12 protein-coding genes are annotated in these 13,225 nt (G+C 65.3%); 6 read left to right on the forward strand and 6 right to left on the reverse strand.

Annotated elements, in window-relative coordinates; genetic code table 11:
- Window positions 1-4: 4 nt before the first annotated feature.
- Window positions 5-535, reverse strand: a complete 531-nt coding sequence (locus tag HLH35_RS06125) for a GNAT family N-acetyltransferase (RefSeq protein ID WP_182978309.1) — start codon at window positions 533-535, stop codon at window positions 5-7.
- Between the two features lie 165 nt (window positions 536-700).
- On the opposite strand from HLH35_RS06125, the gene HLH35_RS06130 reads away from it, so the two are divergent.
- The 4 genes from HLH35_RS06130 to HLH35_RS06145 all read left to right on the forward strand — a co-directional run bounded on the left by HLH35_RS06130 (window position 701) and on the right by HLH35_RS06145 (window position 6,617).
- Window positions 701-2,266, forward strand: coding sequence for an inorganic phosphate transporter (locus HLH35_RS06130; protein WP_182978310.1), 1,566 nt, complete (start codon window positions 701-703; stop codon window positions 2,264-2,266).
- A 9-nt stretch (window positions 2,267-2,275) separates the two neighbouring features.
- Window positions 2,276-3,745 carry a carbohydrate porin gene (locus HLH35_RS06135; protein ID WP_182978311.1) on the forward strand — a complete coding sequence of 490 codons (1,470 nt, stop codon included), beginning with the start codon at window positions 2,276-2,278 and terminating at the stop codon, window positions 3,743-3,745.
- 149 nt (window positions 3,746-3,894) lie between these two features.
- Window positions 3,895-4,758 carry a polyphosphate kinase 2 gene (gene ppk2 / locus HLH35_RS06140; RefSeq protein ID WP_408870102.1) on the forward strand — a complete coding sequence of 288 codons (864 nt, stop codon included), beginning with the start codon at window positions 3,895-3,897 and terminating at the stop codon, window positions 4,756-4,758.
- A 374-nt stretch (window positions 4,759-5,132) separates the two neighbouring features.
- Window positions 5,133-6,617: a globin-coupled sensor protein gene (locus HLH35_RS06145; protein ID WP_182978313.1), complete on the forward strand. Its 1,485-nt coding sequence runs from the start codon at window positions 5,133-5,135 to the stop codon at window positions 6,615-6,617.
- Window positions 6,618-6,633: 16 nt separating this feature from the next.
- On the opposite strand, the gene HLH35_RS06150 is transcribed toward HLH35_RS06145, so the two are convergent.
- A complete protein-coding gene (locus HLH35_RS06150; RefSeq protein WP_182978314.1) occupies window positions 6,634-7,554 on the reverse strand; it encodes an alpha/beta hydrolase family protein in 921 nt (306 codons plus the stop codon).
- A 271-nt stretch (window positions 7,555-7,825) separates the two neighbouring features.
- Here HLH35_RS06150 and HLH35_RS06155 point away from each other — a divergent pair, with 271 nt between their 5' ends.
- Window positions 7,826-9,322: a peptide MFS transporter gene (locus HLH35_RS06155; protein ID WP_182978315.1), complete on the forward strand. Its 1,497-nt coding sequence runs from the start codon at window positions 7,826-7,828 to the stop codon at window positions 9,320-9,322.
- Between the two features lie 10 nt (window positions 9,323-9,332).
- Here the strand turns inward: HLH35_RS06155 and HLH35_RS06160 are convergent, their stop codons facing one another.
- From HLH35_RS06160 to HLH35_RS06175, 4 genes are all read right to left on the reverse strand, one after another.
- A complete protein-coding gene (locus tag HLH35_RS06160) occupies window positions 9,333-10,490 on the reverse strand; it encodes an iron-containing alcohol dehydrogenase (protein ID WP_182978316.1) in 1,158 nt (385 codons plus the stop codon).
- Between the two features lie 40 nt (window positions 10,491-10,530).
- Window positions 10,531-11,130 (reverse strand): TetR/AcrR family transcriptional regulator, encoded by a 600-nt coding sequence (locus HLH35_RS06165; protein WP_182978317.1) that lies wholly within the window; start codon window positions 11,128-11,130, stop codon window positions 10,531-10,533.
- 97 nt (window positions 11,131-11,227) lie between these two features.
- Window positions 11,228-11,947: an LrgB family protein gene (locus HLH35_RS06170; protein WP_182978318.1), complete on the reverse strand. Its 720-nt coding sequence runs from the start codon at window positions 11,945-11,947 to the stop codon at window positions 11,228-11,230.
- The gene (locus HLH35_RS06175) at window positions 11,944-12,324 is read right to left on the reverse strand and encodes a CidA/LrgA family protein (RefSeq protein WP_220790565.1); all 381 of its coding nucleotides are present in this window, start codon (window positions 12,322-12,324) and stop codon (window positions 11,944-11,946) included. Before HLH35_RS06175 ends, HLH35_RS06170 begins: the two co-directional genes overlap by 4 nt.
- A 164-nt stretch (window positions 12,325-12,488) precedes the next feature.
- On the opposite strand from HLH35_RS06175, the gene HLH35_RS06180 reads away from it, so the two are divergent.
- A complete protein-coding gene (locus tag HLH35_RS06180; protein WP_182968054.1) occupies window positions 12,489-13,031 on the forward strand; it encodes a flavin reductase family protein in 543 nt (180 codons plus the stop codon).
- Window positions 13,032-13,225 lie beyond the last annotated feature (194 nt).

The raw sequence follows: 13,225 nt of genomic DNA on the forward strand, positions 1-13,225 counted from the left end.
CCTGCTAGGTCAGGCGTTCCAGCAGCACGGCCTGTTCCGTCCCCACGCGAATGGGACCAGCAGGCAGAAAGCCGGTCTTTTCCGCCACGCGGAGCGAAGGGCGGTTGTCCGGGGCCACGAGGCAGACCGCCCGGCGAAACGGGGTTGAGCGATCCAGCCACTCCAGGGCACCGCGCAGGGCTTCGGTCGCGTAGCCCCGGCCATGCGCCCATGGTGCCAGCACCCAGCCGGCCTCGGGCACGCCGCCCAGTAACGGGTCGGTGTCCCGCTTGAAATCGGCGAAGCCCACGTCGCCCACATACCGGTCGCCGTCGCGGGTGCGGACGCACCAGTAGCCGAACCCCAGCACCGGCCACAGGCCGCGATAGCGCAGCAGCCGCGCCCAGCTTTCCTGCGCCGTGGCCGGCCTGCCGCTGATATGCCGGACGACAGCCGGATCGGCCCACATCTCGGCCAGCGGGCCGAAATCGGTGCTTTCGTGCAGTGTCAGCCGCAGCCGGTCGGTTTCGATGATGTGTCCTGGGGTCCCGGGCATCGGGGTCTGCATCCTTCCATGACGCACGGCGGCTCTCCTTCAAAATAACTTCACTGTCTCTGCCCCGCGCTTTCCGCTGAGTGTGCGCTGTCATAGCGCCTTTGGCCAAGGGGGGATGCCTTGTCGGAGACAACCATACCGCGCAGTCATTTTCTGCGTCCCAGAATGGACAGCGGGGGCACCGCCGCGTTCAGGATCTTCTTCCTGTCCGTGCTGGCATGCGCGCTGGCCTTCGTCGGGTACAGCCTCCTGACCGACCTGCAGGCGGCAGGCGAGCACGGGCTGGCCGTCGGGGCCTTCGCCCTGCTGGCACTGGCGCTGCTGATCGCGCTGGGCTTCGAATTCGTCAACGGCTTCCACGACACGGCGAACGCGGTCGCGACCGTCATCTATACCAACAGCATGCCGCCCATGGTGGCCGTCGTGTGGTCGGGCATGTGGAACCTGCTGGGCGTGCTGGTCTCGTCCGGCGCCGTCGCCTACAGCGTGGTCACGCTGCTGCCGGTCGAACTCATCCTCCAGGTGGGCAGCAGCGCGGGATATGCGATGATTTTCGCCCTGCTGATCGCCGCCATCGTATGGAACCTCGCGACCTGGGCGATGGGTGTGCCCAACAGTTCCTCGCATGCCCTGATCGGCTCGATCATGGGCGTGGGCATCGCCAACCAGCTGATGGCACCCACCGGGGCGGCGACCTATGGCGTCGACTGGTCGCAGGTGACGAAGGTCTTCAGCGCGCTGCTGTTCAGCCCACTCTGCGGCTTCGTGCTGTCGATGGTGCTGTTCTGGCTGTTCCGCGTGCTGGTGCGCAACCGGACGCTGTTCGAGGCGCCCGAGGGCCACAAGCCCCCGCCGCTGTGGATTCGCGGCCTGCTGATCGGCACCTGCACCGGCGTCTCCTATTTCCACGGCGGCAATGACGGGCAGAAGGGCATGGGCCTGATCATGCTCATCCTGATCGGCGCGGCACCCACCGCCTATGCGCTCAATCGCGCCATGCCGGAATCGGCCATGCCGGCCTTCGTCCAGTCGGCTGGCGAGACCGCGGGCATCTTCCGTCATCACATGACGGGCCGGGGGGCCGACGATGTCGCAGCGGCCCGCGCACGCGTCACGGCCGCGCTGCGCGACAGGGCGGTAGCGGATGGCCAGGTCTATGGCGCGCTGGCCGTACTGTCGGACGATATCGCCCATTCGGTCAGCGGGTACCCCACCCTCAACGCCATCCCCGCCGCGCAGGTGCCGAACGTCCGCACGGACATGTACCTGGTGTCGGACGCAATCCGCGTCCTGGGCAAGACCACCGCCTTCGAAGGGGCCGAGGCTGCGGGCCTCAAGCATTTCATGGGGCAGCTCAATGCGGGCACGCGCTTCATCCCCACCTGGGTCAAGGTCGCTGTCGCGGTGGCGCTGGGCCTGGGCACGATGGTCGGCTGGAAGCGCATCGTCGTCACCGTGGGCGAGAAGATCGGCAAGACGCACCTGAACTACGCACAGGGCGCCTCGGCGGAACTGGTTGCTATGGGGACGATCGGCCTGGCCGAGGGTTATGGTCTGCCGGTTTCTACCACCCATATCCTCTCCAGCGGTGTGGCGGGGACCATGGCTGCGGCAGGTTCGGGCCTGCAATGGCGGACGTTGCGCACCATGGCCATGGCCTGGGTGATCACGCTGCCCGCTGCCATGTTGATCAGCGGCATGCTGTTCTTTATCCTGAGGCATGTCTTCTGACACGAGGCCATGAAAGTCGAACGACCCGTCCCGGCCCTGCACCGCGTGGCGGGTCTTCTGGCGGTGCTCTGCCCCTTGACGATGGGGAACGGCATTCTGGCCGCCACCCTGCCGCTGGTCACCGATGTCCTGCCCTCCGGCGTGCCGCTACCCCCACCGACGCCGGTGGAAGTGCAGCCGCCCGAAGACCCGGGCAGCGAACTTCTGGGTGAGGCCGGCGGGGCGCGGCCTTGGCTGGCCCGCCACGGCATCCGAATCAACATGCAGGATGTCGAGGAATTATGGGGCCTCGCCTCAGGCGGCCTGCATCCCGGACCCACCTATGACGGCATGACGGCTGTGACCCTGATGTTCGATACCGAGCGTGGCTTCGGCTGGCCGGACGGGTTGCTGAATGTCAGCGCGTTGCAGATCCGCGGTCGGTCGCTGACGGGCGAGCGGCTCGGGGCGGTGAATACCGTCAGCGGCTACGATGCCGGGCGCTCGACCCGGCTGTTCGAACTCTGGTACGGCCAGGGCTTCTTCGCGAACCGGCTGGATGTCAGGGTGGGGTCGATCGACCTCGATACCGAGTTTTTGGTCAGTCAGAACGCCTCATTCTTCCTCAATTCCAGTTTCGGCTGGCCGCTCTCGACCTCAAATAACCTCTATTCCGGAGGGCCGTCCTGGCCGTTCTCGGCCCTGGGGGCGCGGGCGAAATGGACGCCGATCGACCAGTTGGTGCTGATGGGCGCCGTCACCGACGACAACCCGACGCGCGGCCCCTTCTACAGCGCCATCGCGCCCACGCAGCGCGACCCGTCGGGCACCGCATTTTCGACCAGCGGCGGGACGCTGTTCATAGGCGAGGCCCAGCTTTCGGTCGATGTCGCCCGCTGGATCGGCGGTCAAGCGGCTCCCAGCCTGCCGGGAACGTGGAAACTCGGCGGCCTTTACGACACCGGCCGCTTCCCCGACCAGCGATACGACGATCACGGCGGCCTGCTGGCAGCACCGGACAGTACGGGCCAGCCGCGCTACCATCGTGACAATTGGATGATCTACATGATGGCCGACCAGATGATCTGGCGGGCGGCGCCGGGGTCGAGCAAGACGATCAGCCTGTTCGTGCGTGCCACCGCCAATGACGGCTCGCGCAACCGGTTCTCCGCCGAGATCCAGGGCGGCGTGACGTTCGACGGGATGGTCCCGGGCCGGACTGACGACACGATCGGCATCGCCTGGGGAACTGGCTTCTATGGTAGCCGGGCAATCGGCAATGCGCGCGATGCCATGCGTCTGGGCACGAGCCTGGCAGGCGCGCTGAAGCCCGAGCAGCATATCGAGGTGACCTATCAGGCGGCCGTGACCCCGTACCTCATCATCCAGCCCGATTTTCAGTATTTCTGGCACGTCGGCGGCACGTCGTTCGATCCGCAGACGGGGCGGCCGATCGGTAACGGCGTCGTGCTAGGCGTGAACATGACCACCACGTTCTGAGGGCCCGGCTACAGGGATTCATGAAAATTTCAACGCGTTTTCCTGTGGAAAGCCCTATTCGGCCAGTAAGGCGTACAGCATGGAAGGCAACGACGATGGACGATGAGGATCTGGAAAGCCTGTCGGCTGAAGAGCGCGAGCGCGTGCAGATGCGCCGCGAACTCATCGACGATCTGGACGAGGAGTTCGAGCTTTCGTTGGAGGAAGAGGCCATCGGTGGAACGCTCGACGCGTCCGACCGCGCGTTTCGGCGCGTCTATTTCCGTGAACTGGTTCGTCTCCAGGGCGAGTTGATCAAGCTGCAGGATTGGGTGAAGGCGACCGGCCATCGCCTGGTCGTAATCTTCGAGGGGCGGGACGCCGCCGGCAAGGGGGGCGCGATCAAGCGGATCACCCAGCGGCTGAATCCGCGTCTGTGCCGCGTCGCCGCCCTGCCGGCACCCAACGACCGCGAGCGCACGCAATGGTATTTCCAGCGCTACGTGGCCCATCTGCCGGCGGCGGGTGAGATCGTCCTGTTCGACCGGAGCTGGTACAACCGTGCTGGAGTCGAGCGTGTCATGGGCTTTTGCACCGAGGATGAATATGAAGAGTTCTTCCGCTCGGTGCCCGAGTTCGAGCGGATGCTCGTTCGCAGTGGCATCCAGATCATCAAGTTTTGGTTTTCGATCACAGATGACGAGCAGGAGGCTCGCTTCCGCGCGCGGATCGAAGATCCGCTGAAACAGTGGAAGCTCAGCCCGATGGATCTGGAAAGCCGCCGCCGCTGGGAGGATTACACCCATGCGAAGGAGACGATGCTCGAGCGGTCCAGCATCGACGAAGCGCCGTGGTGGGTGGTGCAGGCGGTCGACAAGAGGCGTGCGCGCCTGAACTGCATCGCCCACCTGCTCTCGCTCGTTCCCTACGGGCCGGTGCCGAAGCCGGACGTGGTGCTGCCCGAACGCGTCCATCATCCCGACTACGAACGGCAGCCGACCCCGGATGCCATGATCGTTCCCCCGCGCTACTGACGCGGCCTGCGCGAGGGGCTGGAACGCCCCGGGGGGCCTGCGTTCCGCCTGCTTGATCCTGCCGAACCCTTGGTGGCGCTCTGGCGTAGCGGGGGATTGTATCTTTTCAGGATGCGGGCCAGGGTCCTGAGACAGGCGGGTTTTGAAGGATGTCGATAATTAATAGCATGACGCGACCCATCCCGGGCTGCGCTCGTTCACCAGCCCACATTCCCAAACAGAATCTTAAGCGGTTTCCGTTATCTGAATATTAAGTTTATGGCCGTCAAAATAGAATGCTCCTGTCCGGCAACTTTCAGTCCTGATATAAGAGAGAATTATTCATGAACAATCATGATCTGTCTGACTTCAAATCCAGGCAAGATTTCGTTGAGATGAACGAAAGTGATTTTCGTTCCATTCGATCTGTTCAGGCTCTCATTGATCGGGAAATGCCGGCCGCGCTTGACAAATTCTATGCCCAGGTTCGCCGGACGCCGAAGGCGCGGAGTTTCTTTTCTTCCGAGTCACAGATCGAGCATGCGAAACATGCCCAACAGACGCATTGGAAACGGATTTCCGGTGCGCGGTTCGATGATGAATATGTCAAAAAGGTCCGGACGATCGGTTCGGTGCACGCCCGCATCGGGCTGGATCCGAGCCTGTATATCGGTGGTTATGGGATCATTCTCAACCATCTCGTTCAGTCCGTCATTGGCGATATGCTGTCGCATGGTGGTTTCCTGTCCCGGACCTCGTCACGGGTGGCGCGGAACCTCGGGGATGTGATCGGCAGTCTGTGCAAGGTGGTGCTGATGGAGATCGACCTGACGGTGTCGTCCTATCTGGATGACCTCGATAAGGCGCGCGTCGCGATGCAGGCGGAACAGGACCGCCGCGCCCAGGAAGATCGCGAGGTGATTGAGATTATCGGCAATGCCCTGACGGCGCTGGCCAATGGCGACCTGACCCATCGCATCGAAGGCGGCCGGATACCCGAGCGCCTGGACGCGCTGAAGCAGCATTTCAATCAGACGGCCGAGACGCTGGAACATAGCCTGTGCAAGATCTCGGTGAACGCGACCGATATCGTGTCGAACGCCGACGGGATTCGCCAGGGGGCCGAGAATCTTGCTCGCCGCAGCGAACAGCAGGCGGCGAGCCAGGAGGAAATGTCGGCGGCGCTGAGTCAGATCACGCAGCGGGTCGCGAAGACAGCCGAGGAAACGCGGAAGGCCAACCACATGGCCAACACGGCGCGCGGCGATGCCGAGCATGCGGGCAGCGTCGTCCATGGCACGATCGCGGCGATTTCGGAGATCGAGAAATCATCCCGGGAAATGGCCGGCATTATTGGGATCATCAACGAGATCTCGTTTCAGACCAATATCCTGGCCCTCAATGCTAGTGTCGAAGCGGCACGGGCTGGGGATGTGGGCCGTGGCTTTGCCGTGGTGGCCAGCGAGGTCCGCGCGCTGGCGCAGCGCTCGGCCGATGCGGGCCGGGAAATCTCGGCGTTGATCAATCTCTCGGGCGGACAGGTGAAATCCGGCGTGACGTTGGTGCACGAGGCCGGCGATGCATTGCGGCGCATCATGTCGCAGGTGCAGCAGATCAACGATGTCGTGTCGAGCATTTCGGATTCGGCACAGGAGCAGTCCGCCAGCATCAGCCAGTTGAATATCGCCATGGGCGGGCTGGAACAGACGACCCAGAAAAATGCCGCCGTTGCCGAGGAAAGTGCCTCGGCGGTGCGCAATCTGGTGGCGACGTCCGACGAACTGACGCGGATGGTCGCGGGGTTCACCCTGTCCGGCCGAGACACGCGGCCTGCATTCTCGCGGCAAAAGCCCAAGCTGGCCCTGATCCGGACGGAATAAGCGATCGCGAAGGCTGTCACGCGGGCGGCCGGTCTGCCATCGTGCGGTGCAGGAAGGCACCGATCTCATCCGCCATGACGTGCTGAAAGCCAGCGCGGTCGAAACCCGGCGGATCTTGCGATGGCGAAAAATCCGGGCGCGCCATGTTCGCGGGGAAGGGGCTGAGGAACGAGAAATGCCCCGCGCCGGGCACGCAGCGATTATCGACCTGCGCCGGGTCGGGCACGCCCTGCATCACGACATTGGCCAATACCGGCGGGGTGATGTCGTCCTCGGCCGCCGTGCGCATCAGGATCGGGCAGCGGACCGCCGACAGGGCGCCGGGGGCGCGGAACCACCCGGTGGCCGGGGCCAGCAGTACCAGCGCGTGAACGCGCCGGTCATGCGTGACGGCGATGCGCCGTGGCGGATCGTCCGGGCTGCGTCCGCCGCTCCATGGCTGGCCGCCCGCCGCCGCCAGCACCGTGTAGGTGCCCAGGGAATGGCCGATCAGTGCCACGCGCTCCGGCCGCAGGGCGGGGCCGACCACCGGGTCGGCGAAGGCGGCGGCGATGCTCAGGCACACATGCCGGGGGCGGTTTTCCAGATTGGCCAGTGTGCGGGCCAGCGCGTCGTCATTTAGGCTGTTGCCGGGGTGTTTCGGCATGGCGATCACGAAGCCGCGTGACGCCAGCGCCATTGCCAGGTCACGATAGACCCAGGGCGATCCGCCATTGCCATGGGACAGCACGACCAGCGGCCGATCATGCCCCGCGACCGGTCCTTCGGCGAGGGGTAGGTGGTAGGGGCCGAAGCGGCGCGGATGCGGTGTGCCGATGGTGGGATAGAGGATCGCCAGTTCGATCGCCGCGTCCTGCACCCTGTCATGGAGCGTCAGGCCACGATAGCCCACCACATGCCCGGCGGGACCTGGTGCATCGTCGTGGCTCTGTTCCATCCCTGATCCTTTCCGCTCGTGCCGTGGGTGCTCCGGCCCATTGTTCCGAGTGGCGTTAACATGCCGATATCGGATGGGGCGGGCCAGTGGCGGCGACGCATCGCTTCCGCTCGGTATCGAAACGTTTAAAACATGCTCGTGAAGCAGGCCCTGGCCGGACATGCTTGTCCGGCTGGGTGAACAGTCTATTGAAAACAGGAATCTATAATCGTTTTCGCGCCCGGGGGGCCGCAAGGGCCCCTCCTTGCTCTTGTCATCTGTCAGGAAACTCATGCCGTCTGCCCTTTCTTCCATCTCGTCGCGGCCCACGCGGTCTTCGTCCTTCGCTGTCGTGGTTGCGATCGAATTGTGGGAGCGGTTCGGCTATTACGGCATGCAGGCCGTGCTGTTGCTGTTCATGGTGCGGCAGCTCGGCATGGCGGATGCGCGGGCCAATCTGCTGATGGGGGCCTTCGCGGCCATGGCCTATGCCTTGCCGGTGGTTGGGGGCTGGGTGGGCGACCGGGTGCTGGGGTCGCGCCGGGCCATGCTGCTGGGGGCTACCTGCATGATGGGCGGCTATGCCGCGCTGGCGGTGGCGACGGCGCATGTCGGGCTGATGACGGTGGCCATGGCGCTGATCGCGACCGGCAACGGATTTTTCAAGCCCAATGCCGCCAATCTGGTGCGCCGGATCTATGAAGGTGACGACGCGGCGCTCGATTCCGCTTTCACGCTCTATTACATGGCGGTCAATGTCGGCTCGACCGCGTCGATCCTGCTGACGCCCTTGCTGCAGGACCATTTCGGCCCGGCGGCGTCGTTCGCCACCTGCTCCGCCGGGCTGGCGTTCGGCCTGGGCGTCTATACCGTCCTGCGTAGCCGGCTGCGCCATGTCGGCTCGGTGCCCGATTTTGCGCCGCTGGCCGCAGGGCCGGTGGGTGGGTTGCTGCTGGGCATGGCGGGGGCGATCGTGGGGTTGCACCTGATTCTGGATCGGCCGGCCGTGGCGCGGGCCTGTGTGTGGCTGGCCGCGCTGTCGGTCCTGGGCGTCTGGGCGGTGATCTATCGGCGTGCCGTGCCGGCGCAGCGGCCGGGGTTGCGGATGGCCTACATGCTGTCGATCCAGGGCATGATCTATTTCGTGTTCTACCAGCAGATCGTGACGTCGCTGACCCTGTTCGCCCTGCGTGCGGTGCGCGGCGATGTGACGCTGGGCGGGGTGACGCTGTTTCATATGTCGGCCGGCCAGTTCCAGGCCCTGAACCCGATCTGGATCATGGTGGCCAGTCCGATCCTGGCCTTTCTCTACCGGCGCCTGGCCCGGCAGGGGCGCGACCTGCCGATCGCGCGGAAGTTCGTGGTGGGATACAGCCTGGTGACGCTGGCCTTCGTGATCTGGTGGCTGGGGGCGCTGTCGGGTGGGGCGGGGCTGGTTTCGCCCTGGTTCATGATCGCGGCCTATTGCGCCCTGGCGGTGGGTGAATTGCTGGTCGGCGGGCTGGGGCTGGCGGTGATTGCGCGTTATGTGCCCGCTGCCATGGGTGGGTTCATGATGGGGTCGTACCTGCTGTCGATGGGGGTGGCGATGTATGTCGGCAGCATGGTCGCCAACCTGGCGGCCGGTGCCCCCGCGCATCCGGCGGCGGGGGCGGAGGCCTATGCCGGCCTGTTCCTGACCCTGGCTATTGCCGCCGGCACGATCGTGATCCTGTTTGCGGCATTGCTGCCGCTGACGCGGCGGTGGGATCGCCAGCATGTGCGGGATTCGGCTCTTTTCTCCGCCTAGTCCCGAGCTTTCAGAGGCTGGTTTCCAGAACGCGGCGGCTGACTTCCAGGGTTACGTCCTGGTGTTCGCCCAGTGCGGTCATGCCGTGCTGTGCGAGCTGGCTGATCACGCCGTCGATCGTCTCGGTGCCGAGCCCGTAGGCGGACAGGCGGGTGGGGATGTCCAGGCTTTCGAAGAAGGCGCTTGTGCGCGCAATCGCGCACTCGATCCGCTCGTCCTCGGTGCCGTCGCGCAGGTTCCATACGCGCTCGGCATATTGCAGCAGCTTGCCGCGCTTGGCGTCCTTGCGGACCCGCAGCATGGCGGGCAGGACGATGGCCAGTGTGCGGGCATGGTCGATATCGTGGCGGGCCGTCAGTTCGTGGCCGATCATGTGCGTCGCCCAGTCCTGCGGCACGCCGGCGCCGATCAGCCCGTTCAGCGCCAGGGTCGCGATCCACATCAGATTGGCGCGCAGATCGTAATCATGCGGGCTGGCGATGACCTTCGGCCCGATTTCGATCAGGCTCAGCAGCAGCCCTTCGGCGAAACGGTCCTGCGCCATGCCGCCGGCCGGGTAGGTCAGATACTGTTCCATGATGTGGGTGAAGGCATCGGCCACGCCGTTGGCGACCTGCCGCACCGGCAGGGTGTAGGTCTTGGTCGGGTCCAGCACCGAGAAGCGCGGGAAGACGTGGGGGCTGCCGAAGGCGAGCTTTTCCCTGGTTTCCGTGCGGGAAATGACGCTGAAACTGTTCATTTCCGACCCCGTGGCGGGCAGCGTCAGCACGCTGCCGAAGGGCAGGGCGCCGGTCACATCCGCCCCATGGGTGCGCAGGATGTCCCACGCGTCGCCCTTGTAGTTCACGGCGGCGGCGACGAATTTGGTGCCGTCGATCACCGATCCGCCGCCGACCGCCAGCAGGAAATCCAGCCCTTCCGCACGGATGGTCGCGACCGCGTGCATCAGGGTCTCGTAGGTGGGGTTGGCCTCGATGCCGCCGAATTCACGCACCGTCCGCGTGCCCAGGGCTGCGCGGACCTCGGCCAGCGTGCCGTTCTTCTCGGCGCTGGAGCCGCCGTAGAGGACCAGCACGCGCGCTTCGGCCGGAACATGGTCGGCAAGCTGGGGGATCGTGTCCTTGCCGAAGATGATGCGGGTCGGGTTGTAGAATTCGAAATTCTGCATGGTGTCTCCTTGCCGCCGGCGTGGCCGACGGAAAATCGGGTCAGGCGGGCAGGCCGAGCATCCGGCGGGTGGCCGTCATGGCGTCGTCGAACGCCTGACGGTCGCGGGTGAATTTCGCCAGCAGCGTCGCCCCCAGCCAGAGCTGGTAGAGGGCGGCGGCCAGCGGGCGGGCATCCTGCGTTACGGGGAGCGAGCCGTCCTGCTGGCCGGCCGCGATGAAGCGGGCCAGACGGTCCACGACTGCGGTGGCGCCGCCCTGCAGGATCAGGCGCATCCGCTCCGACAGGTCGCAGACCTCGGCGCCGAGTTTGACGGCCAGGCAATGGTCGTGGACCGTGCCGGCGATATGCGCGTCGCGCCACTGGGCCCAGTAGGTCATGAAACGCTGGCCGGCGGTGCCGTCGTGCTGGTCCAGCAGCACGTCGATCCGGGCGAGATAGGTGGTGAAATACTGCTCCAGCAGCGCCTCGCCGAAGGCCTCCTTCGAGGCGAAGTAATGGTAGAACGAGCCCTTGGGGATCTCTGCCGCGCAGAGGATCTTGTTGAGGCCGACCGCCGAGAAGCCCTTGCTGCCGATGATCGGCCGTGCCGTGTCCAGGATATGGCGGCGGACATCGTGATGGACGGATGCTGCGTTCATGAGGGGAGGCTATCCTGAATTAGACCGGTCGTCTAGTGGGGTGTCGATCCGCGCAGCGCGCGGCGGGTGGCCGCCGGCGCGCGTGTCGAACGGGGCGCTAACGCCACAATGCGGCCAGGAGCGGCACCAGCAGGGCGGTCAGCAGGCCGTTGAGCCCGATGCCCAGGGCGGCGAAGGCCGCCCCGACCTCGTCGAGGGCTGCGACCTGGGCGGCTGCGATGCCGCTGCCGGCGACGCCGGCGGCCAGGCCGTGTGCCCGCCAGTCGTCGATCTGGAAGCGGGCGAGCATGTGGCGGCCGATGATGGCCGCCAGGATGCCGCCCAGGATTGCCAGCGAGGCGGTGAGCGCGGGCACGCCGCCGATCTGATCGGACACCGCCATGGCGATCGGCGTGGTGACGGCCTTGGGCGCCATGGACAGCGCGACGCTGCGCGACCCGCCCAGCAGCCAGACGAGGCCCACGCCGCTGATGACCGAGGTGAGCGAGCCGGCCAGCAGGGCGAGGCCGATGCTGGAGAGATGGCGGCGGACCAGCGCGAAATTCTCGGCCAGCGGCACGGCCAGCGCCACCGTCACGGGGCCGAGCAGGAAATGGATGAACTGCGCGCCGGCGAAATAGGTGTCGTAGGACGTGCCCGTGCCCAGCAGGGTTGCCCCCACGATCAGGATCGCGATCAGCACCGGGCTGGCGAAGGGCGAGCCCCCGCAGGCTTTCTGCACCTGGCGGCCGATGACATAGGCCGCCAGCGTGACCACCAGCCAGAGCAGCGGAGTGGCGGAAAGGGGCGTCCAGAGATGATGGAGAGCGGCGTTCATGATGTGCGTCCCTCGCCATTGGTGTCGTGCGTGTGGGTGGGGCGCAGGGTCCAGTGCATGACCAGCGCGGTCACGATCAGGCTGAGAATGGTCGAACCGGCCACGGCGACGAGGATCGGCAGCCATTCCTTTCGGATGACCCCGGCCTCGGCAATGATTCCGACGCCGGCGGGCACGAACAGCAGGCCCATATTGGCGATCAGCCCCTCGGCCGCCGGCTTCAGCGGTGCGGGTGTCCGGTCATTGCCGGTGCGCCGGGCCCGGAGGCCGAGGGCGAGGGCCAGCAGGAACATGCCGATGACCGGGCCGGGGATCGGGAGCTGAAACGTGGCGCGCAGCAATTCGCCCAGAAGCTGGCATCCGACAAGAATGAGCATCGCCGACGTCATCATGGTCTCCACTGGTGCGGGCCCCTGCGGGAGAGGCCGGTCCGGACGGGATAACAACATGATCGCGAAAATGCGACAGCGGAGACGGGTTCATGGCCCGCCGGGTAGGGGAAAACATGCTATTCTCCGCCTGACGCGGAAGGATGGCCGCCATGGACGATCTGCCGATCAGCAAGGCATTCACGCTGCTGGAGCCGGGGCCGGTGGTGCTGGTCACGACCCATGACCGCCACCGGGACAATGTGATGACCATTTCCTGGACCATGGTGCTGGATTTCTCGGCCTCCTTCGCCATCACGACCGGGCCGTGGAATTATTCCTTCGCCGCGTTGCAGCGCACGAAGGAATGCGTGATCGCGATTCCGACGGTGGACATGATCGATACCGTCGTGGGGATCGGGACCTGTTCGGGGCAGGATACCGACAAGTTCGCGACATTCGGGCTGGTGCGTGAACAGGCCCACCGGGTTCGCGCGCCGCTGATCGGGCAGTGTCTGGCGCATATCGAATGCCGGGTGGTCGATTTCATCGAACGCTACAGCATCGTGGTGCTGGAGGGGGTCGCGGCCCATATGGATGCCGCGCGGCAGGAGCGGCGGACGATCCATGCCGTCGGCGACGGCACCTTCGTCGTGGATGGGCAGCGGATCGACCGGCGGGAGATGATGCGGTCGAAACTGCCGGATGGCGTTTGAAAATTTCTTCCTTTTCTGAAGAAAGAACCTCTGTCCATGCGGGGGTGTCGCATGCGTCCCTGCAAAAGAACCCTGAACAGATCAAAAGTTTTTTTTGGTTCTTTTTTCAAAAAAGAACGGAAACGCCGGACTCACGCGATTTTGACAATCCTCGCCCCTGCCTGTCATAACGGTATCGCACTGACACCGTAGCC

Origin of the sequence: Gluconacetobacter asukensis, from assembly GCF_014174375.1 — a bacterium.
Classification (GTDB): Bacteria; Pseudomonadota; Alphaproteobacteria; order Acetobacterales; family Acetobacteraceae; genus Gluconacetobacter; species Gluconacetobacter asukensis.

What these genes read in the sequence shown, in the direction of transcription:
- HLH35_RS06125 (WP_182978309.1), bottom strand. Translation starts at nt 535, where the DNA reads ATGCCCGGGACCCCAGGACACATCATCGAAACCGACCGGCTGCGGCTG.
- HLH35_RS06130 (WP_182978310.1), top strand. Translation starts at nt 701, where the DNA reads ATGGACAGCGGGGGCACCGCCGCGTTCAGGATCTTCTTCCTGTCCGTG.
- HLH35_RS06135 (WP_182978311.1), top strand. Translation starts at nt 2,276, where the DNA reads ATGAAAGTCGAACGACCCGTCCCGGCCCTGCACCGCGTGGCGGGTCTT.
- ppk2 (WP_408870102.1), top strand. Translation starts at nt 3,895, where the DNA reads ATGCGCCGCGAACTCATCGACGATCTGGACGAGGAGTTCGAGCTTTCG.
- HLH35_RS06145 (WP_182978313.1), top strand. Translation starts at nt 5,133, where the DNA reads ATGAACGAAAGTGATTTTCGTTCCATTCGATCTGTTCAGGCTCTCATT.
- HLH35_RS06150 (WP_182978314.1), bottom strand. Translation starts at nt 7,554, where the DNA reads ATGGAACAGAGCCACGACGATGCACCAGGTCCCGCCGGGCATGTGGTG.
- HLH35_RS06155 (WP_182978315.1), top strand. Translation starts at nt 7,826, where the DNA reads ATGCCGTCTGCCCTTTCTTCCATCTCGTCGCGGCCCACGCGGTCTTCG.
- HLH35_RS06160 (WP_182978316.1), bottom strand. Translation starts at nt 10,490, where the DNA reads ATGCAGAATTTCGAATTCTACAACCCGACCCGCATCATCTTCGGCAAG.
- HLH35_RS06165 (WP_182978317.1), bottom strand. Translation starts at nt 11,130, where the DNA reads ATGAACGCAGCATCCGTCCATCACGATGTCCGCCGCCATATCCTGGAC.
- HLH35_RS06170 (WP_182978318.1), bottom strand. Translation starts at nt 11,947, where the DNA reads ATGAACGCCGCTCTCCATCATCTCTGGACGCCCCTTTCCGCCACTCCG.
- HLH35_RS06175 (WP_220790565.1), bottom strand. Translation starts at nt 12,324, where the DNA reads ATGCTCATTCTTGTCGGATGCCAGCTTCTGGGCGAATTGCTGCGCGCC.
- HLH35_RS06180 (WP_182968054.1), top strand. Translation starts at nt 12,489, where the DNA reads ATGGACGATCTGCCGATCAGCAAGGCATTCACGCTGCTGGAGCCGGGG.